Raw genomic sequence first — 20,087 nt, forward strand, 5'->3', positions numbered from 1 at the left:
TTGATACTATCCTTATGATTAATAATCGTTTTATTATTAAAATGCATTGATTGTCAGGTGAATGATTTCCAGGCTAAGTGTCGCTATTAAGCAACACCTTAACGGGAACCCGTCCTGACATAGATAAATCAATAAGTTAAATGTCTCTTATTGGAGACACTCAACCCAGAGGATTGTCGCGATTTTGCGACAGGTACAAAAAAGCCCGGTGGCGCTCGCGCTTACCGGGCCTACAGTCAGGGCGTTGAAACTTAACCCAGTTGTTTACGCGCGTTGCGGAAAATGCGCATCCACGGGCTGTCCTCGCCCCAGTTTTCCGGGTGCCAGGAGTTGCTCACGGTACGGAAGACACGCTCCGGGTGCGGCATCATGATCGTCACCCGACCGCTTTCGCTGGTGACGGCGGTAATGCCATTTGCCGAACCGTTCGGGTTAGCCGGATAGGTTTCGGTGACCTTGCCGAAGTTATCAACAAAGCGCAGCGCCACCAGTCCTTTGCTTTCAAGCTGAGCCAGGTGCGCCGCATCACGCACTTCAACCTGACCTTCACCGTGCGAAACCGCGATTGGCATCTGTGAACCGACCATTCCCTGCAACAGCAGAGACGGGCTTTGGGTCACTTCTACCAGGCTGAAGCGCGCTTCGAAGCGGTCAGACTGGTTACGCACAAAGCGCGGCCAGGCTTCGCTGCCCGGGATCAGCTCGCGCAGGTTAGACATCATCTGACAGCCGTTACACACGCCCAGCGCCAGCGTCTGCGGACGGTGGAAGAAGGTTTCGAACTCGTCACGCACGCGGCTGTTGAACAGGATGGACTTCGCCCAACCTTCGCCCGCGCCCAGCACGTCGCCGTAGGAGAAACCGCCGCACGCCACCAGCGCCTGGAAATCATCCAGCCCGGTACGCCCGGCCAGCAGGTCGCTCATGTGGACGTCGATGGCGTCAAAGCCCGCCCGGTGGAAGGCCGCCGCCATCTCAACGTGGGAGTTAACGCCCTGCTCGCGCAGCACGGCTACTTTCGGACGCGCACCGGTCGCAATGTACGGCGCGGCAATGTCTTCGTTAATGTCGAAGCTGAGCTTCACGTTCAGGCCAGGATCGTTGTCGTTCGCCTTCGCGTTGTGTTCCTGATCGGCGCATTCCGGATTGTCACGCAGGCGCTGCATCTGCCAGGTGGTTTCCGCCCACCACATGCGCAGCGTGGTGCGGCTTTCGCTGAACACCGCGTGACCGTCTGCTTCAATGACGAAGCGGTCGCCCTGAACGGCTTTACCCAGATAGTGCACGCAGTCTGCCAGACCGTGCTGCGCCAGGAGGGCTTCCACCGCGTTGCGATCTTCAGCGCGTACCTGAATGACGGCACCCAGCTCTTCGTTAAACAGCGCAGCCAGACGGTCATCGCCAAGCGTGGCAATGTTCGCTTCCACGCCGCAGTGGCCGGTGAAGGCCATCTCTGCCAGCGTCACCAGCAGGCCACCATCGGAACGGTCGTGGTAGGCCAGCAGCTTACGCTGCGCCACCAGCGCCTGGATGGCATCGTAGAAGCCTTTCAGCTGGGCAACGTCGCGCACGTCGGCCGGCTTGTCGCCGAGCTGGCGATAAACCTGCGCCAGCGCGGTGGCGCCCAGCGCGTTGTGGCCTTTGCCGAGGTCAATCAACAGCAGGGCGTTATCTTCAGTGGAAAGCTGCGGCGTAACGGTATGACGTACGTCTTCCACACGCGCAAACGCGGTGATCACCAGCGACAGCGGAGAGGTCATCTCGCGCTGCTCGTTACCTTCCTGCCAGCGGGTTTTCATCGACATGGAGTCTTTACCCACCGGGATGGTCAGGCCGAGCGCAGGACACAGCTCTTCACCCACCGCTTTCACCGCTTCGTACAGGCCGGCATCTTCGCCCGGGTGACCGGCAGCGGCCATCCAGTTCGCGGAGAGCTTAATACGTTTGATATTGCCAATCTGCGTCGCGGCGATGTTGGTCAGCGCTTCACCGACCGCCAGACGGGCAGAAGCGGCGAAGTCCAGCAGCGCCACTGGCGTGCGTTCGCCCAGCGCCATCGCTTCGCCGTAGTAGCTGTCGAGGCTCGCGGTGGTCACGGCGCAGTTAGCGACCGGGATCTGCCACGGGCCGACCATCTGATCGCGCGACACCATACCGGTCACGGTACGGTCGCCGATGGTCACCAGGAAGGTTTTCTCTGCCACGGCAGGCAGGTGCAGCACGCGGTTAACCGCTTCTGCCACGGTGATGCCCTGGCGATCCAGCGCTTTGCCCGCCGCTTTGCGAGTCTGCACGTCGCGGGTCATCTTCGGCGTTTTGCCGAGCAGCACGTCCAGCGGCAGATCGATCGGCTGGTTGTCAAAGTGGGTGTCGCTTAAGGAAAGGTGCTGCTCTTCGGTCGCTTCACCGATGACGGCATACGGCGCGCGCTCGCGGCGGCACAGCTCGTCAAACAGCGGCAGCTGATCGGCGGCAACCGCCAGCACGTAGCGCTCCTGGGATTCGTTACACCAGATTTCCAGCGGGCTCATGCCCGGCTCATCGCTCAGGATATCGCGCAGGTTGAAGCGTCCGCCGCGACCGCCGTCGCTCACCAGCTCAGGCATGGCGTTAGAGAGTCCACCCGCGCCGACGTCGTGGATGAACAGAATCGGGTTGGCATCGCCGAGCTGCCAGCAGCGGTCGATCACTTCCTGACAACGGCGCTCCATTTCCGGGTTGTCGCGCTGCACAGACGCGAAGTCGAGATCCGCATCAGACTGGCCGGAAGCCATAGACGAGGCTGCCCCGCCGCCCAGACCGATGTTCATTGCCGGGCCGCCGAGCACGATCAGCTTCGCGCCGACGACGATCTCGCCTTTCTGCACATGATCGGCGCGAATGTTGCCGATCCCGCCCGCCAGCATGATCGGTTTGTGGTAGCCGCGCAGCTCTTCGCCGTTGTGGCTGTCCACTTTCTCTTCGTAGGTACGGAAGTAACCGTTCAGCGCCGGACGACCAAATTCGTTGTTGAACGCCGCGCCGCCCAGCGGGCCTTCGGTCATGATATCCAGCGCGGTGACAATGCGCTCTGGCTTGCCGAAGTCTTCTTCCCACGGCTGCTCAAAGCCCGGAATACGCAGGTTGGAAACGGAGAAACCGACCAGACCCGCTTTTGGTTTCGCGCCGCGACCGGTCGCACCTTCGTCACGGATTTCACCGCCGGAGCCGGTCGCTGCACCCGGCCACGGGGAGATCGCCGTCGGGTGGTTGTGGGTTTCCACTTTCATCAGGATATGCGCAGGCTCCTGGTGGAAGTCATAGCGCCCCGCTTCGCGGTCGGCGAAGAAGCGGCCCACCTCGGAACCTTCCATCACCGCGGCGTTGTCTTTATAGGCAGACAGCACGTGGTCAGGGGTTTGCTCCATGGTGTTTTTGATCATTTTGAACAGCGACTTCGGCTGCTGTTCGCCGTCGATAATCCAGTCGGCGTTGAAAATCTTGTGGCGGCAGTGCTCGGAGTTGGCCTGCGCGAACATATACAGTTCGATGTCGTTCGGGTTGCGATTCAGCTTAACGAATGCATCCTGAAGGTAGTCGATTTCATCTTCTGCGAGCGCCAGACCAAGACGCAGGTTTGCGTCGATCAACGCCTGACGCCCCTGCCCAAGCAGATCCACGCTCTGTACCGGCGCAGGCTGATGGTGGGAGAACAGTTTCTGCGCATCATCCAGAGAATCAAACACGCTCTCCATCATGCGGTCGTGCAGCTCTGCGGCAACCACCTGCCACTGCGCGTCGCTCAGGGTTGACGCTTCCACATAGTACGCCACACCGCGCTCCAGACGGTTAATCTGGCTCAGGCCGCAGTTGTGAGCGATGTCGGTGGCTTTGGAAGACCAGGGGGAGATGGTGCCAGGGCGTGGCGTGGCGAGGATTAATTTGCCGGTCGGCGTATGGCTGCTCAGGCTTGGGCCATATTTAAGCAGGCGTTCCAGCTGTACGCGCTCCTCTGCATCCAGGGGGGCATTCAGGTCAGCAAAATGGACATACTCAGCGTAAATATTGCTTACCGGAAGGTCGGCCGCCTGAAAACGTGCCAGCAGTTTGTTAATACGGAAGGCAGACAGTGCAGGCGAACCACGCAGAATTTCCATCATAAGTCTCTCGTCTTCGAAGCGCCGGGGCGCTTACAGTGTGCGCAAGGGGGGAAAACGGGCGTCATTATAGAGAATCCTGAGCGCCGACGAAACCGTTTGCGTCGAAATAAAATCATCCTAATGTTTAACAATAGATGTGACCTGTCTCTCTAATTGGTTGCCAACTGGCGCTACTTTGCGCAAAATGCCGCTCAATCAATGGCAAACTCTACTCTTAACATGACTACAGCACACTGAGGCAACCGGCGTCGCAGAGAATTAACTAATTGAAAAAATTAAAGATTAATTATCTGCTCATCGGCATTGTTACGTTGCTGCTGGCAGTGGCCCTCTGGCCGTCTATCCCCTGGTTCAGCAAGGCCGAAAACCGTATCGCCGCCATTCAGGAGCGGGGGGAGTTGCGCGTCAGTACCCTCTCCTCCCCGCTTATTTACGACGATATCAACGGTAAAACCATCGGTCTTGATTACGAACTGGCACAGCTGTTTGCGGACTATCTGGGCGTGAAGCTGAAAGTTACCGTGCGGCAGAACATCAACCAGCTGTTTGATGATTTGGACCATGACCGTGCCGATATTCTCGCCGCAGGTCTGGTGTACAACAGCGAACGCAGCAAAAACTATCAACCGGGCCCGACCTATTACTCCGTGTCGCAGCAGGTGGTTTATCGTGTGGGTAGCCTGCGCCCACGCTCACTGGCCGACATCACCGACCAGCAATTGACCATTGCGCCAGGCCATGTGGTGATTGACGATCTGCGGGCGTTGAAAGAGAAAAAATACCCGAACCTCAGCTGGACGGTCGATCCTAAACTCGGCACGACCGAATTACTGGAGCAGGTAAAAGATAAAAAGCTGGCCTATACCATTGCTGATTCGGTGGCGATCAGCCTTTTCCAGCGCGTTCATCCTGAAATCGCCGTGGCGCTGGATGTGACCGACGAACAGCCGGTGACCTGGTTTACCCAGCTAGACGACGATCAAACCGTCTCTGCGGCTATGCTCGATTTCTTTAATTCCATCAATGAAGACGGCACCCTGGCGCGCCTGGAAGAGAAATATCTCGGTCACGGGGACGATTTTGATTACGTTGACACCCGCACTTTCCTGCGCGCGGTGGACAGCGTGCTGCCGGACCTGCAACCGCTGTTTGAGAAGTACGCCGAGGAGATTGACTGGAAGCTGCTGGCGGCAATTTCCTACCAGGAATCGCACTGGGATGCTCAGGCCACCTCCCCCACGGGCGTGCGCGGGTTGATGATGCTGACCAAAAATACCGCCCAGAGCCTCGGCATCAGCGACCGGACCGATGCGGAACAGAGCATCAGCGGCGGCGCGCAGTATTTACAGGATATGATGGCGAAAGTGCCGGAGACGGTCCCGGAAGGGGAGCGTATCTGGTTTGCGCTGGCCGCCTATAACATGGGTTATGCACATATGCTCGACGCGCGGGCGCTGACGGCGAAAACTAAAGGTAATCCGGACAGCTGGTCAGATGTAAAACAGCGCCTGCCGCTGCTTAGCCAGAAACAGTGGTACCAGAAGCTGACGTACGGCTATGCGCGCGGGCATGAAGCGTATGCCTACGTGGAAAATATTCGTAAGTATCAGATAAGCCTGGTGGGATACCTGCTGGAGAAAGAAAAAGAGGCGACCGAGGCGCAACAGCTGGCTGAAAGCTATCCGGTGGTCGCACCGGACGAGCTTAATCATCCTGCGGTTTCAATTCTGCCTTTTGTTGCTTTTTCTGCTGCCGACGCATTCGAAAAAAGTCACTTAACAGACCCGAACATTCTGGTGCAAGTACCCCGCCGATAGTTTTCACCTGGTGGTTCATCCCCGGATGCCCAAGTACGTCCATCAGTGAACCAGCAGCGCCCGTCTTTTCATCCCGCGCGCCAAACACCAGCGTACCGATTCGGCTGTGCACCATCGCCCCGGAGCACATTACGCACGGCTCAAGGGTGACATACAGGGTGGTATCAAGCAGACGATAGTTTTGCAGCACCAGTCCGCCCTGACGCAGCGCCATAATTTCAGCATGCGCGGTAGGATCGTGACGGCCAATCGGACGGTTCCACCCTTCCCCAATCACCTGATTGTTATGGACCAGTACCGCGCCCACGGGCACTTCGCCCTCTTCCCAGGCGCGCTGAGCCAGCGCCAGCGCATGGCGCATCCAGTATTCATGATTGTGTTCAGGGTTGGACAAGGGCTGATACTCCAGTCGAAAAGCGGGCGGCATTATACACAGCCGGTACAGATAAGACTATTCGAGTTGCTGAAGTTCGCCCAGAGGCGTGACGCGCCAGCGGTGCTGGCAAAAATAGAGCAGCGGGTTGTCCTGCTTGCTGTCGCTGTAGCCGCTGTACAGACGCAGCGGCGTACCGATGCGTTTCTCCAGCTGCACCACTTTTTCATGTCCGAGGCAGCGCATAGTCAGCACCCAGCCGCCGTAGCCGCGCGCGATCTGCGTGGCGATAAGATTCACGCGCGGCAGCCAGGGCGTATCAAAATAGACTTGCTCCACCAGCGTCTGCGGGGAGCCGGTAATCAGCCAGATATCGGCATCGTTGGCGTCGAGATAGCTGGTCAGGCGCGCCTGTACCACGGGAAACGCGGCGACGTGCCCGCGAAACCAGTGCGCAAAATCCTGTTCGAGCTGCTTAAGGCGCGCTTCGCTATGACCAAACGTGCATCCCCAGAGCAGCAGGCTCATCGGCCAGCGCGCTGCACGGCCTTTCACCAGCAGCGCGATACCAATAACGGGTAACAGGGGTAATACCAGCAACGCGTTAAGGGGCTGGCGCCGCAGCAGGTAGCGCATAAAGGTGCCGAACATATCCTGCTGATGCAGCGTTCCATCCAGATCAAAAAAGACAACGCGACGCTCGTGACTGGCCAAACCTTACTCCTCTGGGTCGTTGAATCCTAACAGCCAGGTAAACAGGAACCCGGCGATCACCGCTACCAGATAGCCTAACAGATAGAGCATCACTTTTCCGGTTACGATGGTTAATGCCAGCGGTAAACCGGAGATCCCGAAGGTAATGACGGTCGCCACTTTCCAGTAGCTGATTAACGCCCCGCCCACCGCGCCACCGAGACAGGCGGCCAGGAACGGCTTACCCAGCGGCAAGGTCACGCCGAAAATCAGCGGCTCGCCGATACCGAGTAACCCGACCGGCAGCGCCCCTTTAATAACCTTTTTCAGACGCGCGTTGCGGGTTTTCATCAGCACCGCGATGGCCGCGCCGACCTGCCCAACGCCCGCCATCGACAGGATCGGCAGCAGTGCGTTATAGCCGTGCGCCTGTACCAGTTCGACATGGATCGGCACCAGCCCCTGATGCAGACCGGTCAGCACTAACGGCAGGAAGGTCCCGGACAGCACGGCCCCCACCAGCAGCCCGCCGCGATCGATCGCCAGAGACGCGCCGTGGGCGATGGCTTCAGAGATCGCGCCGCCTAACGGTTGTAGCGCCACAATCGCCACGCTCCCGGTAATCAATGTGGTCAGCAGCGGGTTGAGGATCAGCTCAATCGAGCCTGGCAGCAACGCGCGCAGCTTTTTCTCGATCCAGCACATCAGAATGACCACCAGCAGCACGGCAATCACCCCACCGCGGCCAGGCTGAAGCGCCTCGCCAAACAGCGTAATCTGCGCCAGCTGCGGGCTGGAAAGGATACCCGCCATTACGCCGCCCATCGCCAGCGAGCCGCCGAACACTTTGGCCGTGTTTACCCCCACCAGAATGTTCATGATGGCAAACACCGCGCTGCCGAAAATCGCCAGAATACCCAGCAGGTTCGGATACTGGGTAGCGAAATTCCCGACAATATCCGGACGCTTGAGGATATTGATAATCCCGGTGATCAGCCCCGATGCGATAAACGCCGGGATAAGAGGAATAAAGACGTTTGCCAGCTGGCGCAGCGCATCGCTCATGGGGGCTTTGTATTTGGCTTTCGCCTGCGCTTTGGTGCGTTCCGCGTCGTCAAAGGCGGGAGCCGTTTCACTGCCCGTCATCAGGGCGCGCATGGCATCAACCACCTGCGCCGCTTTGCCCGGACCGACAATCAGCTGGTGCTGTTGCCCCTGTTTAACGTACCCGCTCACGCCGGGGAGCTGCTTCAGGCGCGTTAAATCAAGCTTTTCGTCGTTGTGCACCTCGACGCGTACACGCGTCATGCAGTTTTCCAGACGCTGAATATTTTTTTCCCCACCGATCCCAAGCAGGATGTCGCTGGCGAGCGCTGCTGTTTTGTCCATACACGCCTCTTATTGGTGTTCTAATGCCGCCCGTAAAAACCCGTGATGGGCTTCGAGCCTGGCTCTGGCCGCGGCTGCATCCAGCCCGGTTAATATCATCAGAATGGCGGGTTTGACGTCGTAATCGGTCTGTTTGAGTACCGCTTCCGCCTCTTCCCGACCTGCCCCTGTCGCCTCTATCACCATGCGGCAGGCTCTGTCCACCAGCTTGACGTTGGTGGCCTGCATATCCACCATCAGGTTTTGGTAGACCTTGCCGAATTTCACCATCGCGCCGGTGGAGATCATATTGAGCACCAGCTTCTGCGCGGTTCCCGATTTCAGGCGCGTGGAGCCGGTGAGCGCTTCCGGCCCGACGACCGGAGAGATGGCAATGGCGGCCACCTGCGCAATCGGCGAACCCGGGTTACAGGAGATGGCCACCGTGGTACATCCCGTCTGTCTGGCGTATTCCAGCCCACCAATGACGTACGGCGTACGACCAGAAGCCGCCAGCCCGACGACCAGATCCTGCGCGGTCAGGTTCAGCGCCCTGAGATCGTCTTCCCCAAGCTGTTTATTGTCTTCTGCCCCTTCCACCGCTTTCAGCAGCGCGCCGGGGCCACCGGCAATCAGGCCAACGACCAGACCATGCGGAACGCCAAAGGTCGGGGGACATTCTGAGGCATCCAGCACACCGAGGCGCCCACTGGTACCCGCCCCCATGTAAATAATGCGTCCTCCTGCTTTCAGAGCGTCGGCAGCGGCGTCTACGGCTTTCGCCACCTCGGGCAATGTCTCTTTGACTGCCAGCGCGACGAGGGTATCCTGTTGATTAAAGCGGTTTACCAGCTCCAGCGTGGACAGTGCATCAAGATCCATGGTTTGCGGGTTACGCGTTTCAGAAACAAGAGAGCCTAGATTCATGTTATTTACCTCTGGAATTTTTAATTCATAATAAACGCACTATAATGGAATATAAAATTCATTCAGGCGAGCAAAATTCGTATTTGCGCGGGTAATCACATTTTCGCCAGGAGACCGTATGAACTGTTTAATTCGTATTCGCCAGCGCTACGCAGGGTTTGCCCAGAGTGACAAAAAGCTGGCGGATTATTTACTTTCCCAGCCCGATCGCGCGCGACACCTCAGCTCCCAGCAGCTGGCAGGCGAAGCCGGGGTGAGCCAGTCGAGCGTGGTGAAATTTGCCCAGAAGATAGGCTATAAAGGCTTTCCGGCGCTAAAACTGGCGATCAGTGAAGCACTGGTAAGCAACCCTAATCCGCAGTCAATGCCGGTGCATAACCAGATCCGCGGCGACGATCCGATGCGTCTGGTCGGCGAAAAGCTGATCAAAGAGAACGTGGCGGCAATGCATGCCACGCTGGATGTGAACACGGAAGAGAAGCTGCTGGAAAGCGTAGCCATGCTTCGCGACGCGCGGCGTATTGTGTTGACCGGGATCGGCGCCTCCGGACTGGTTGCGCGTAACTTTGGCTGGAAGCTGACAAAAATCGGCTATAACGCCATCGTTGAACAGGATATGCACGCGCTGCTGGCGACCGTGCAGGCCATGGATCCTGACGATTTACTGCTGGCCATCTCCTATTCCGGCGAGCGCCGTGAAATTAATATGGCTACCGACGAAGCCCTGCGCGTAGGAGGAAAAATTCTGGCGATTACTGGCTTCAGCCCGAATGCGCTCCAGCAGCGGGCCACCCGCTGTCTGTATACCATCGCCGAGGAACAGGCCACTCGCAGTGCGGCGATTTCGTCGACGAGTGCGCAGATGATGCTGACGGACCTGCTGTTTATGGCGCTGGTTCAGCAGGATCTGGAGCGTGCGCCAGAGCGTATTCGTCACAGCGAAGAGCTGGTAAAAAAACTGGTCTGAACAACGAATGAGCGTATAATGCCCGCCCTGTTTGTGATGTTTCTGAGAATTTCCTGATGGCGCTGTTAATCACCAAAAAATGCATCAACTGCGATATGTGCGAACCCGAATGCCCGAACGAGGCGATTTCGATGGGCGACAGCATTTATGAGATTAACAGCGACCGCTGCACCGAATGCATCGGCCACTATGAGACGCCGACCTGCCAGAAGGTGTGCCCCATTCCCAATACGATCTTAAAAGATCCGGCACACGTCGAGAACGAAGAACAGCTGTGGGATAAGTTTGTCCTGATGCACCATGCGGACAAAATTTAACTTTCGATAATCACCGTCGCACAGGCGTAGTGGCGTTCATCGGCAAGCGTTACGTGCATGTGCGCCACGCCCAGCTTTTCCGCCAGCTTAAGCGCCTCGCCCCATAAACGCAGACGTGGCTTACCCAGCTCATCGTTAAACACTTCAAACTGGTTAAACGCCAGGCCGTTACGAATGCCCGTGCCGAACGCTTTCGCCGCCGCCTCTTTTACCGCGAAACGCTTTGCCAGAAAGCGCACCGGCTGTTGATGCGCCTCCCAGATAGCCCATTCGTTATCGCTCAGCACGCGTCTTGCGAGGCGATCGCCGCTCCGGGCGATCACCGCTTCAATGCGGGCTATTTCAACGATGTCGGTGCCTAAGCCCAGAATAGCCATTACTGACGCGCTTCCAGCATCAGGCGCTTCATCTCGGAAACCGCTTCTTTCAGACCGCTCATCACCGCGCGGCCAATGATGGCGTGGCCGATGTTCAGCTCGTGCATTTCCGGCAGGGCAGCGATGGCTTTTACGTTGTGATAGGTCAGGCCGTGACCGGCGTTAACCTTCAGTCCCAGGCTCGCGGCGTAGGTTGCCGCTTTGGCGATTCGCTCCAGCTCTTTCGCCTGCGCTGCATCGTTTTCGGCATCGGCATAGCAGCCGGTGTGAATTTCAATATACGGCGCACCCACGTCGGCAGCGGCTTTAATCTGGGTGAAATCGGCGTCGATAAACAGAGAAACCAGGATACCGGCATCCGCCAGGCGTTTGCAGGCATCGCGCATTTTGTCGAGCTGCCCGGCCACATCCAGACCGCCTTCGGTGGTCACTTCCTGACGCTTTTCCGGCACCAGGCAGCAGAAATGCGGTTTGGTCTCGCAGGCAATCGCCAGCATCTCTTCGGTGACCGCCATCTCCAGATTCATGCGGGTGTCCAGCGTCTGACGCAGGATGCGCACGTCCCGGTCGGTGATGTGGCGACGATCTTCACGCAGGTGAACGGTAATGCCGTCGGCGCCAGCCTGTTCAGCGATAAACGCCGCCTGAACCGGATCGGGATACGCGGTACCGCGTGCATTACGTAACGTGGCGATGTGATCGATGTTGACGCCTAACAGTAATTCAGCCATGACAATCCTCGGTATTTTTGTTCATTTACCTTCTCCCTCTCCCTCCGGGAGAGGGCTGGGGTGAGGGGTAAAACATTAGCGTTTCGGCATAAACTGCCTGAATAATTCGCGGCTCTTTAAAGGTTTGCCCCCAAGATACGGCTTGAGCGCAATTCGGGTAAAGCGTTTTGCCGCACGCAGAGTGTCGGCGTCCGGGAACTCGCGTTCATACAGTGCTCTGAGCTGGCGCCCGGTAAAGGTGCTGTTATCGACGACGACACTGGCAATAAAGCCCTTTTCCTCACGATAGCGATAGGTCATGGTATCTTCTACCTCGTCGCCGCTTCCCGCACAGTGCAGAAAATCGACGCCGTAACCAAGGTGCCCGAGCAGCGCCAGTTCGAAACGACGCAGAACAGGCTCAGGGGTGCCGGTTGCGCCAGCAAGTGCCTGAATACAGTGCAGGTAATCAAAGAAAAGTTCAGAGAAGCGGGTCTCATGTTCAAGAACCCGTGAGATGAGTTCGTTAACATACAAACCGCTGTAGAGCGTGATACCAGAAAGAGGAAGCGCCAGGGAGACGGCTTCAGCACTGCGCAGGGTTTTGACTTCCCCTCGCCCGCCAAAGCGGACCAGCAGCGGGGTGAAAGGCTGCAAGGCACCTTTCAGATTAGAACGTCTGGAACGTGCGCCTTTGGCAACAAGGCGCACGCGACCGGACTCTTCCGTGAAGACGTCCAGCATCAGGCTGGTTTCGCTCCAGGGACGACTATGCAGGACAAAGGCACGCTGCCATCCATCCATATGCTCGTCGTCTTAGGTTACTGATCTTCGCCGTAACCGAGGCTGCGCAGCGCACGCTCATCATCGGCCCAGCCAGATTTCACTTTCACCCACAGTTCCAGGTGAACCGGTGCTTCAAACATGTCCTGCATATCTTTACGGGCTTCGATTCCGATAGTTTTGATCTTGGCGCCTTTATTGCCGATCACCATCTTCTTCTGCCCTTCACGCTCAACGAGGATCAGACCGTTAATATCGTAGCCGCCGCGCTCGTTGCTCTGGAAACGCTCGATCTCCACCGTCACAGAGTACGGCAGTTCAGCGCCCAGGAAACGCATCAGCTTCTCACGGATGATTTCAGACGCCATAAAACGCTGAGAGCGATCGGTGATGTAGTCTTCCGGGAAGTGATGAGTCGCTTCCGGCAGATGCTTGCGCACGATACCCGCGATGGTATCAACGTTCAGACCCGTTTCCGCAGACAGCGGGACGATGTCCAGGAAGTTCATCTGGCTGCCCAGCCATTGCAGGTGCGGCAGCAGATCGGCTTTTTCCTGCACGTTGTCCACTTTATTGACTGCGAGGATCACCGGCGTTTTGCCGTCGCGCAGCTTGTTCAGGACCATTTCGTCGTCCGGCGTCCAGCGGGTGCCTTCCACAACGAAAATCACCAGCTCTACGTCGCCAATGGAGCTGCTCGCCGCCTTGTTCATCAGACGGTTGATGGCGCGCTTCTCTTCCATGTGCAGGCCCGGTGTATCGACGTAGATCGCCTGATACGCGCCTTCAGTATGGATACCGACGATGCGGTGACGCGTGGTCTGCGCCTTACGCGAGGTGATAGAAATCTTCTGCCCAAGCAGATTATTCAGCAGGGTGGATTTGCCAACGTTCGGACGTCCGACGATGGCAATAAATCCGCAATAGGTTTTGTCGATGCTCATTCCAGCTCCAGCATTTTTAACGCCTGTTCGGCGGCAGCCTGTTCAGCCTTACGACGGCTTGAACCCGTGCCGACCACCGGTTCACTCAGGCCACTGACCTGGCAATGGATGGTAAATTCCTGATCGTGGGCTTCGCCACGCACCTGCACCACCAGATAGGATGGCAGCGGCAGATGACGACCCTGCAAATATTCTTGCAGACGCGTTTTAGGATCTTTTTGTTTATCGCCCGGGCTGATTTCGTCCAGGCGGGTCTGATACCAGTTAAGGATCAGCTTTTCTACGGTCTGGATATCGCTGTCCAGGAACACGCCACCGATCAATGCCTCGACCGTATCGGCAAGGATGGATTCACGACGGAAACCACCACTTTTCAGCTCACCTGGCCCCAGACGCAGGCATTCACCCAGCTCAAATTCGCGTGCGATTTCAGCGAGGGTATTGCCGCGCACCAGCGTGGCGCGCATGCGGCTCATATCACCTTCGTCCACACGCGGAAAACGATGATAAAGCGCATTTGCAATCACGAAACTTAAAATAGAGTCGCCTAAAAACTCGAGACGCTCATTATGTTTGCTGCTGGCACTGCGATGGGTTAATGCCTGTTGCAACAACTCCTGATGATGAAAAGTGTAGCCCAGCTTCCGTTGAAGCCGATTAATTACGATGGGGTTCATGCGATACCAATAAATGAATGCGTCAAAAATGCAGCACACGAAACCGACCTGAGAAAACCAACGCGGTTTCGTGTGCCGTGGCACCCTTGCAGGGCCAACCTTAAACTTCGGGGGAATATTCTATACACAACGACAGGGGATGTCGTTAGTTCAAAGAGATTTATCGCTGAAATAATTCACGTAGCGGCGAATAAAAGCCGCTACGTGTTATTTTTGGCGAAAATTAATGAATTCCGCCAATGCGATTCAGGCGAACGCCGGTCGGCCACTCGCCTTCCTGCTTCTCAAAACTCATCCAGATAGCGGTTGCTTTACCGACCAGATTCGCTTCCGGCACAAAGCCCCAGTAACGGCTGTCCGCAGAGTTATCGCGGTTGTCACCCATCATGAAGTAGTGTCCCGGCGGCACAATCCAGGTCGCCAGCTGTTGGCCTGGCTGCTGGTAGTACATTGCCAGCTGATCCTGTGCGATGGGCACGGTCAGAATGCGGTGAGTAACATCGCCCAGCGTCTCTTTGCGTTCAACCAGACGAATGCCATTCTCTTTGGTTTCACCTTTTGGCACCTGGAAGAATCCGCTGGTCGCTTCACCGCCGTTACGGCGGGCGAAGGTCTGCACAAAATCAGCTGGCTCAACGTTGGAGTAAGTGACTGGCAGCGCATTTTCACATGCGGTGCCAGAGCTACAGCCTGGCTGAATGGTCACCTCTTTTGCCACCGGATCGTAGGTCACTTTATCGCCCGGCAGACCTACCGCGCGTTTAATATAATCCAGCCGCGGATCTTCCGGATATTTAAACACCACGATGTCGCCACGTTTCGGATGACCCGTTTCGATCAGCGTTTTCTGATAGATCGGATCTTTGATGCCATAGGCAAACTTCTCAACCAGAATGAAATCACCGATCAGCAGCGTTGGCATCATCGATCCTGACGGGATCTGGAACGGTTCATAGATAAATGAACGCACCACCAGCACAATCGCCAGCACCGGGAATACCGATGCCCCTGTTTCCAGCCAGCCCGGTTTTGGGCCGACTTTTTTCAGGGTTTTCGCGTCCAGCGCATCGCCCGTGGCTGCCTGCGCGGCAGCCTGACGTTCACGGCGTTTTGGGGCGAAGATAAACTTATCGAGGCACCACAACAGACCTGTCACCAGGGTAGCGATGACCAGGATCAGGGCAAACATGTTCGCCATGCCAACTCCTTAAGGTTATTTACCGTTACCGTCTTTACCAACATGAAGGATGGCAAGGAATGCTTCCTGCGGCAGCTCAACGTTACCGACCTGCTTCATACGCTTCTTACCTTCTTTCTGCTTCTGCAACAGCTTTTTCTTACGGCTGACGTCGCCGCCGTAACACTTAGCCAGAACGTTTTTACGCAGCTGCTTCACGGTTGAACGGGCAATGATGTGGTTACCAATGGCCGCCTGAATCGCAATGTCAAACTGCTGACGAGGGATCAGATCTTTCATCTTCTCAACCAGCTCACGACCACGGTACGGTGCGTTATCGTTGTGGGTGATCAGCGCCAGCGCATCCACACGCTCGCCGTTGATCAGCACGTCCACACGAACCATGTTCGAGGCCTGGAAGCGTTTGAAGTTGTAGTCCAGCGACGCATAGCCACGGGAGGTAGACTTCAGACGGTCGAAGAAGTCGAGCACCACTTCTGCCATCGGAATTTCATAGGTCAGCGCCACCTGGTTACCGTGGTAAACCATGTTGGTCTGCACGCCACGCTTCTCAATACACAGGGTGATCACGTTACCGAGGAACTCCTGCGGCAGCAGCATGTGACACTCTGCGATAGGCTCGCGCAGTTCCTGAATATTATTCAGCGGCGGGAGCTTGGACGGGCTGTCGACGTAGATCACCTCTTTCGATGTGGTTTCTACTTCGTAGACAACCGTCGGGGCGGTGGTGATCAGATCCAGATCGTATTCACGCTCCAGACGTTCCTGAATGATCTCCATGTGCAGCAGACCGAGGAAGCCACAGCGGAAGCCAAAGCCCAGCGCCGTTGAGCTTTCTGGCTCGTAGAACAGGGAGGCATCGTTGAGGCTCAGCTTTCCGAGCGCATCGCGGAAGTTTTCGTAATCGTCAGAGCTGACCGGGAACAGACCCGCATAAACCTGCGGTTTCACCTTTTTGAAGCCTGGCAGCGCTTTATCTGCCGGGTTACGTGCACCGGTCAGGGTATCGCCCACCGGCGCGCCGAGGATGTCTTTAATTGCACAGACCAGCCAGCCCACTTCGCCGCATTTCAGTTCGGTACGGTCAACCTGTTTTGGCGTGAAGATGCCCAGACGGTCAGCGTTGTAGACCTGGCCGGTGCTCATGACCTTGATTTTGTCGCCTTTACGCATGGTGCCGTTTTTAATACGCACCAGCGAGACAACGCCGAGGTAGTTATCGAACCAGGAGTCGATGATCAGCGCCTGTAGCGGCGCATCCGGGTCGCCTTCCGGCGGCGGAATATCACGCACCAGACGTTCCAGTACGTCCGGAACACCGACACCGGTTTTCGCCGAGCAGCGCACTGCATCGGTCGCATCAATACCGACGATGTCTTCAATCTCTTCCGCTACGCGCTCAGGATCGGCGGCTGGCAGGTCGATTTTATTCAGAACCGGCACCACTTCAAGATCCATTTCCATGGCGGTGTAGCAGTTTGCCAGCGTCTGGGCCTCTACGCCCTGCCCGGCATCCACCACCAGCAGCGCGCCTTCGCAGGCCGCCAGCGAGCGTGACACTTCATAAGAGAAGTCAACGTGCCCTGGGGTGTCGATAAAGTTCAGCTGATAGGTTTCACCATCGGAAGCTTTATAGTCGAGCGTCACGCTCTGCGCTTTGATGGTAATACCGCGTTCGCGTTCCAGGTCCATGGAGTCCAGAACCTGGGCTGCCATTTCACGATCAGACAGGCCACCGCAAATCTGGATAATACGGTCAGACAGCGTCGACTTACCGTGGTCAATGTGAGCAATGATCGAAAAGTTACGTATGTTCTTCATATAGTTAAATAATTATGCCTTACGAATTCCTGGAGGCCGCTGTTCTTAGCCTGACGTTTTTCAGTGCGAAAACGCAGCATTCTACACTACATCCTCGTCAGCTGGAAATGCACTTAGAGCCAGGTATAGCGCGAAGAGACGGCGTTTTCTTTATTGCGATGTAAATAATAATAAAGCCCGGCAGATTACCGGGCCTCAGAAGAGAGCGTCTCAACACGAAGTTGGTCGGGTGCCAGTGCAACGCTGAGGATAACGGGCTGCCACGCTTCCCGGGCGGCAAGCCTTGGGGAAACGCCTTTAGCAAGCCAGAACCCGCCCACGCCGCCCAAAGCGGCACCGCACATGGCGGCCAAATCTGTGCCGAACAGCATCTGGAAAACCCCACCCATCACGAACAGACCTGCCAGCGGAGAAAGGTAAACCAGCATGGCGGAAGTGAGCAGGCTACCTTCAGCGATGCCCAGCTCCACTTTTTGCCCTGCCACCAGCGGCTGATCGCTCGGCACAGCAATAGTGTGCGACGTTTGCGGCCCCAGCTTATTTAACACGCGGCTGCCGCAACCGGCTCGCGAAGCGCAGCTGCTGCATGATGCTTTAACGTCACAGCTGACAAGCGCTACGCCATCCTGCCAGGATACGACCGTGGCCCACTCTTTAATCATTGCGCAGCCCTGAATTTAATGCTGTCTGAAATACGTTTTGCCGTTGGCGGCGGTAATTCACCGACAATGGTAATTTCCGCATTATCGCGCACCGTCGTGCTGACCGTCCGGCGACCGGTACGGAGCATCTGTTCGGAACTGTTCGCCGTAGCGCGATTGATATTCACCGAGAAGCTAAACAGCCCATCGGAATAGAGTCGCGACTCAACTGGTGTTTCAATGGTTGGGAGCTGGCGACGGCTGCTGGAAACTTCGCTGAACCCTTGCGGGATCCAGGATGGTACCCAGTTAAAATTGACAGAATCGCCGGCAGGCACGGAAAGCAAAGGCGGCAGGCTGGCTTTGGCCAGATTCTGCATGCTGTTGCCAACCTGACTGTTCACATCGAAGGAGATCACGCGGAACTGCTCCAGCGTTTCACCGTCGCGATCGAGCAGATCAACGCGCATCGGCAGCTTCGTCTCTGCGTCAATCCAGACGATATAGCTGTAACGTGTCCCATCCCGCGCGACAACGCGGATCACTTCGCACAGCCTGTCGGCAATACGCGTTCGCCCCACCGAGATAAAATCATAGTAGGGGGCGAGACGTTTAAAATCGGTGTAAATGAGCGACGGCAGGGAGTCAACGATGTAGTCACCATTGAGCGTAAACGGCTCAAGGCCAGGCTCGAAATAGCTGATTTCATTCCCACGCTGGACCACTTCCCGACGCGGGCCATCCATCTGTAAAAGCTGGGCGAGCGGCTGGTTATCAAGGCGGGCGTGGCGATAGCGTAACGATTCGACACCCTGCTTATTGATGCTGATAAATGCCAACTCGTAATTGAGTGACTGGCTGGCCAGATTCATTTGCTGCAACAACGCCCCGGATGAAACATCAGCCGAGGCGTTAGCAGAGAAGAACAGGCTACCCGCCATCAAAGACATGGCGAACCAAAGTTGCTTCATTACTGCGATTGCGTTCCTAAAGTTTGGTTTCCTGGCACCTGCACAGCAGCCTGCTGGGTTTGGGCCTGCTCAAACTGAAGCTGCTCGGAGTGCAGACGACGCTGCAACTCGTAATCCTGCAACATCGCATTAATGCGACGGCGCTGCTCCTGTACCTGCTGTTGCTGTCCGCCGCTTGCGGAGGCATCTGCCGGTACGCCCAGGCTAACCGGGCTGGCTTTACCCATCATCGGCAGCGTATTGAACACTGGCGCTTCAGGCTGCTGATTGGCTTCAGACTGAGTATTATAGTGCTGGACCCCAACGATAACTGCAAGCGATACGCACGCAGCGACCCCCATTTGGGTGAGCTGGCTGGCCCATGGACGCACCTTGTGCCAGAACGGCATTTTCTGCCATTGGTGAGGTGCAGGCTGCGCTTCAGGAATCAGCGGCGTGGTCTGATGAACAGGTTCGTTCTCAATGGCCGCCATAACGCGTGCTGAGATATCGAAATGGAGAACCTCGCTGGTATCACCGCGCAGTGAGTCGCGGATAAGATGATAGCTCTCCCAGGTCTGTTGCATTTCGGGAGAATGAGACAACTCATCGAGCAGCTCATTATCCAGCGTTTCACCATCCATTAAAGCGGAAAGTTTTTCTTTCTGCATGCCTAATACCTTTTCCAGTATCCCGCTATCGTCAACGCCTGATAAGCGGTTGAACTTTATTATCAATGGCTTCTCGCGCACGGAAAATTCGTGAACGAACCGTGCCGACCGGACAATCCATGATGGCGGCTATCTCTTCATAGCTTAGGCCATCCAGCTCCCGTAACGTAATTGCCATGCGTAAATCTTCCGGGAGCGACTCGATCGTGCGAAAAACGATTTGTCTCAGTTCTTCTGACAACATTAAGTTCTCAGGGTTCGAAATTTCTTTCAGCGCGCCGCCACTTTCGAAGTTTTCTGCGTCGATAGCGTCAACGTCACTAGAAGGCGGACGACGGCCCTGAGCAACCAAATAATTCTTAGCCGTATTGACTGCAATACGATACAGCCAGGTATAAAAAGCACTATCCCCCCGGAATGAATCCAGCGCGCGATAGGCCTTAATAAAAGACTCTTGCACCACATCAGGAACATCGCCTGACGGTACATAGCGGGAAACCAGACTCGCTACCTTATGCTGGTAGCGCACCACCAGTAGGTTAAAAGCTTTCTGATCTCCCTTCTGGACCCGTTCAACCAGGACCTGGTCCGTTAACTGCTCGCTCATCCGAGGTAATGTCTCCCCAAACCAAATTCCACGCGTTATCGAAACGCCACTCTAACAACATTGCACTTTGAGCAAGCACCGAATTAGAGTGTCTGTTCTTCAATAAG

The 20,087-nt window shown here is 56.4% G+C and carries 19 protein-coding genes; 3 read left to right on the forward strand and 16 right to left on the reverse strand.

The genetic code is table 11. The features are described from left to right. Nucleotides 1-251 precede the first annotated feature (251 nt). Nucleotides 252-4,139 carry a phosphoribosylformylglycinamidine synthase gene (gene purL / locus IM290_RS16350; protein WP_193042368.1) on the reverse strand — a complete coding sequence of 1,296 codons (3,888 nt, stop codon included), beginning with the start codon at nucleotides 4,137-4,139 and terminating at the stop codon, nucleotides 252-254. 266 nt (nucleotides 4,140-4,405) lie between these two features. Here purL and mltF point away from each other — a divergent pair, with 266 nt between their 5' ends. Next, entirely contained in the window at nucleotides 4,406-5,956 is a 1,551-nt protein-coding gene (gene mltF / locus IM290_RS16355; RefSeq protein WP_193042369.1) for a membrane-bound lytic murein transglycosylase MltF, read from the forward strand. On the opposite strand, the gene tadA is transcribed toward mltF, so the two are convergent. From tadA to murQ, 4 genes are read right to left on the reverse strand one after another with little or no spacing between them, the layout of a single operon-like run. After that, on the reverse strand, nucleotides 5,844-6,383 hold the full coding sequence (gene tadA / locus IM290_RS16360; RefSeq protein ID WP_022649032.1) for a tRNA adenosine(34) deaminase TadA: 540 nt from the start codon (nucleotides 6,381-6,383) through the stop codon (nucleotides 5,844-5,846). The two genes, mltF and tadA, sit on opposite strands and share 113 nt — an antisense overlap. A gap of 24 nt (nucleotides 6,384-6,407) precedes the next feature. Further along, a complete protein-coding gene (yfhb, locus tag IM290_RS16365) occupies nucleotides 6,408-7,043 on the reverse strand; it encodes a phosphatidylglycerophosphatase C (RefSeq protein WP_040117993.1) in 636 nt (211 codons plus the stop codon). A 3-nt stretch (nucleotides 7,044-7,046) separates the two neighbouring features. After that, entirely contained in the window at nucleotides 7,047-8,411 is a 1,365-nt protein-coding gene (locus tag IM290_RS16370) for a PTS transporter subunit EIIC (RefSeq protein ID WP_015572146.1), read from the reverse strand. Nucleotides 8,412-8,420: 9 nt separating this feature from the next. Next, a complete protein-coding gene (gene murQ / locus IM290_RS16375; protein WP_015572145.1) occupies nucleotides 8,421-9,317 on the reverse strand; it encodes an N-acetylmuramic acid 6-phosphate etherase in 897 nt (298 codons plus the stop codon). A 118-nt stretch (nucleotides 9,318-9,435) separates the two neighbouring features. Here murQ and IM290_RS16380 point away from each other — a divergent pair, with 118 nt between their 5' ends. Both IM290_RS16380 and IM290_RS16385 read left to right on the forward strand, forming a co-directional pair. Beyond that, on the forward strand, nucleotides 9,436-10,284 hold the full coding sequence (locus IM290_RS16380; RefSeq protein ID WP_003860702.1) for a MurR/RpiR family transcriptional regulator: 849 nt from the start codon (nucleotides 9,436-9,438) through the stop codon (nucleotides 10,282-10,284). Nucleotides 10,285-10,340: 56 nt separating this feature from the next. Continuing rightward, the gene (locus tag IM290_RS16385; RefSeq protein ID WP_003860704.1) at nucleotides 10,341-10,601 is read left to right on the forward strand and encodes a YfhL family 4Fe-4S dicluster ferredoxin; all 261 of its coding nucleotides are present in this window, start codon (nucleotides 10,341-10,343) and stop codon (nucleotides 10,599-10,601) included. On the opposite strand, the gene acpS is transcribed toward IM290_RS16385, so the two are convergent. The 11 genes from acpS to rpoE form a co-directional block, all read right to left on the reverse strand. Next, nucleotides 10,598-10,978, reverse strand: a complete 381-nt coding sequence (gene acpS / locus IM290_RS16390) for a holo-ACP synthase (RefSeq protein WP_015572144.1) — start codon at nucleotides 10,976-10,978, stop codon at nucleotides 10,598-10,600. The two genes, IM290_RS16385 and acpS, sit on opposite strands and share 4 nt — an antisense overlap. Next, complete coding sequence (gene pdxJ / locus IM290_RS16395; RefSeq protein ID WP_015572143.1) at nucleotides 10,978-11,709, reverse strand: pyridoxine 5'-phosphate synthase; 732 nt, start codon at nucleotides 11,707-11,709, stop codon at nucleotides 10,978-10,980. Before pdxJ ends, acpS begins: the two co-directional genes overlap by 1 nt. A 75-nt stretch (nucleotides 11,710-11,784) precedes the next feature. Beyond that, nucleotides 11,785-12,492: a DNA repair protein RecO gene (gene recO, locus IM290_RS16400; protein WP_015572142.1), complete on the reverse strand. Its 708-nt coding sequence runs from the start codon at nucleotides 12,490-12,492 to the stop codon at nucleotides 11,785-11,787. A 17-nt stretch (nucleotides 12,493-12,509) separates the two neighbouring features. After that, entirely contained in the window at nucleotides 12,510-13,415 is a 906-nt protein-coding gene (gene era / locus IM290_RS16405) for a GTPase Era (protein ID WP_003860709.1), read from the reverse strand. Continuing rightward, nucleotides 13,412-14,092 (reverse strand): ribonuclease III, encoded by a 681-nt coding sequence (rnc, locus tag IM290_RS16410; RefSeq protein ID WP_003860711.1) that lies wholly within the window; start codon nucleotides 14,090-14,092, stop codon nucleotides 13,412-13,414. Before rnc ends, era begins: the two co-directional genes overlap by 4 nt. A gap of 223 nt (nucleotides 14,093-14,315) precedes the next feature. Next, complete coding sequence (gene lepB / locus IM290_RS16415; protein WP_006811565.1) at nucleotides 14,316-15,290, reverse strand: signal peptidase I; 975 nt, start codon at nucleotides 15,288-15,290, stop codon at nucleotides 14,316-14,318. Between the two features lie 15 nt (nucleotides 15,291-15,305). Then, nucleotides 15,306-17,111: a translation elongation factor 4 gene (lepA, locus tag IM290_RS16420; RefSeq protein ID WP_003860714.1), complete on the reverse strand. Its 1,806-nt coding sequence runs from the start codon at nucleotides 17,109-17,111 to the stop codon at nucleotides 15,306-15,308. Between the two features lie 185 nt (nucleotides 17,112-17,296). After that, a complete protein-coding gene (rseC, locus tag IM290_RS16425; protein WP_006811609.1) occupies nucleotides 17,297-17,773 on the reverse strand; it encodes a SoxR-reducing system protein RseC in 477 nt (158 codons plus the stop codon). After that, nucleotides 17,770-18,723: a sigma-E factor regulatory protein RseB gene (gene rseB / locus IM290_RS16430; RefSeq protein ID WP_003860717.1), complete on the reverse strand. Its 954-nt coding sequence runs from the start codon at nucleotides 18,721-18,723 to the stop codon at nucleotides 17,770-17,772. Before rseB ends, rseC begins: the two co-directional genes overlap by 4 nt. Beyond that, the gene (rseA, locus tag IM290_RS16435) at nucleotides 18,723-19,373 is read right to left on the reverse strand and encodes an anti-sigma-E factor RseA (protein WP_015572138.1); all 651 of its coding nucleotides are present in this window, start codon (nucleotides 19,371-19,373) and stop codon (nucleotides 18,723-18,725) included. The genes rseB and rseA overlap by 1 nt, the downstream gene beginning before the upstream one ends. 31 nt (nucleotides 19,374-19,404) lie before the next feature. After that, the gene (gene rpoE, locus IM290_RS16440; protein ID WP_006176728.1) at nucleotides 19,405-19,980 is read right to left on the reverse strand and encodes an RNA polymerase sigma factor RpoE; all 576 of its coding nucleotides are present in this window, start codon (nucleotides 19,978-19,980) and stop codon (nucleotides 19,405-19,407) included. Nucleotides 19,981-20,087 lie beyond the last annotated feature (107 nt).

This window comes from Enterobacter cloacae complex sp. S1 (assembly GCF_014930525.1).
Lineage (GTDB): Bacteria > Pseudomonadota > Gammaproteobacteria > Enterobacterales > Enterobacteriaceae > Enterobacter > Enterobacter hormaechei_C.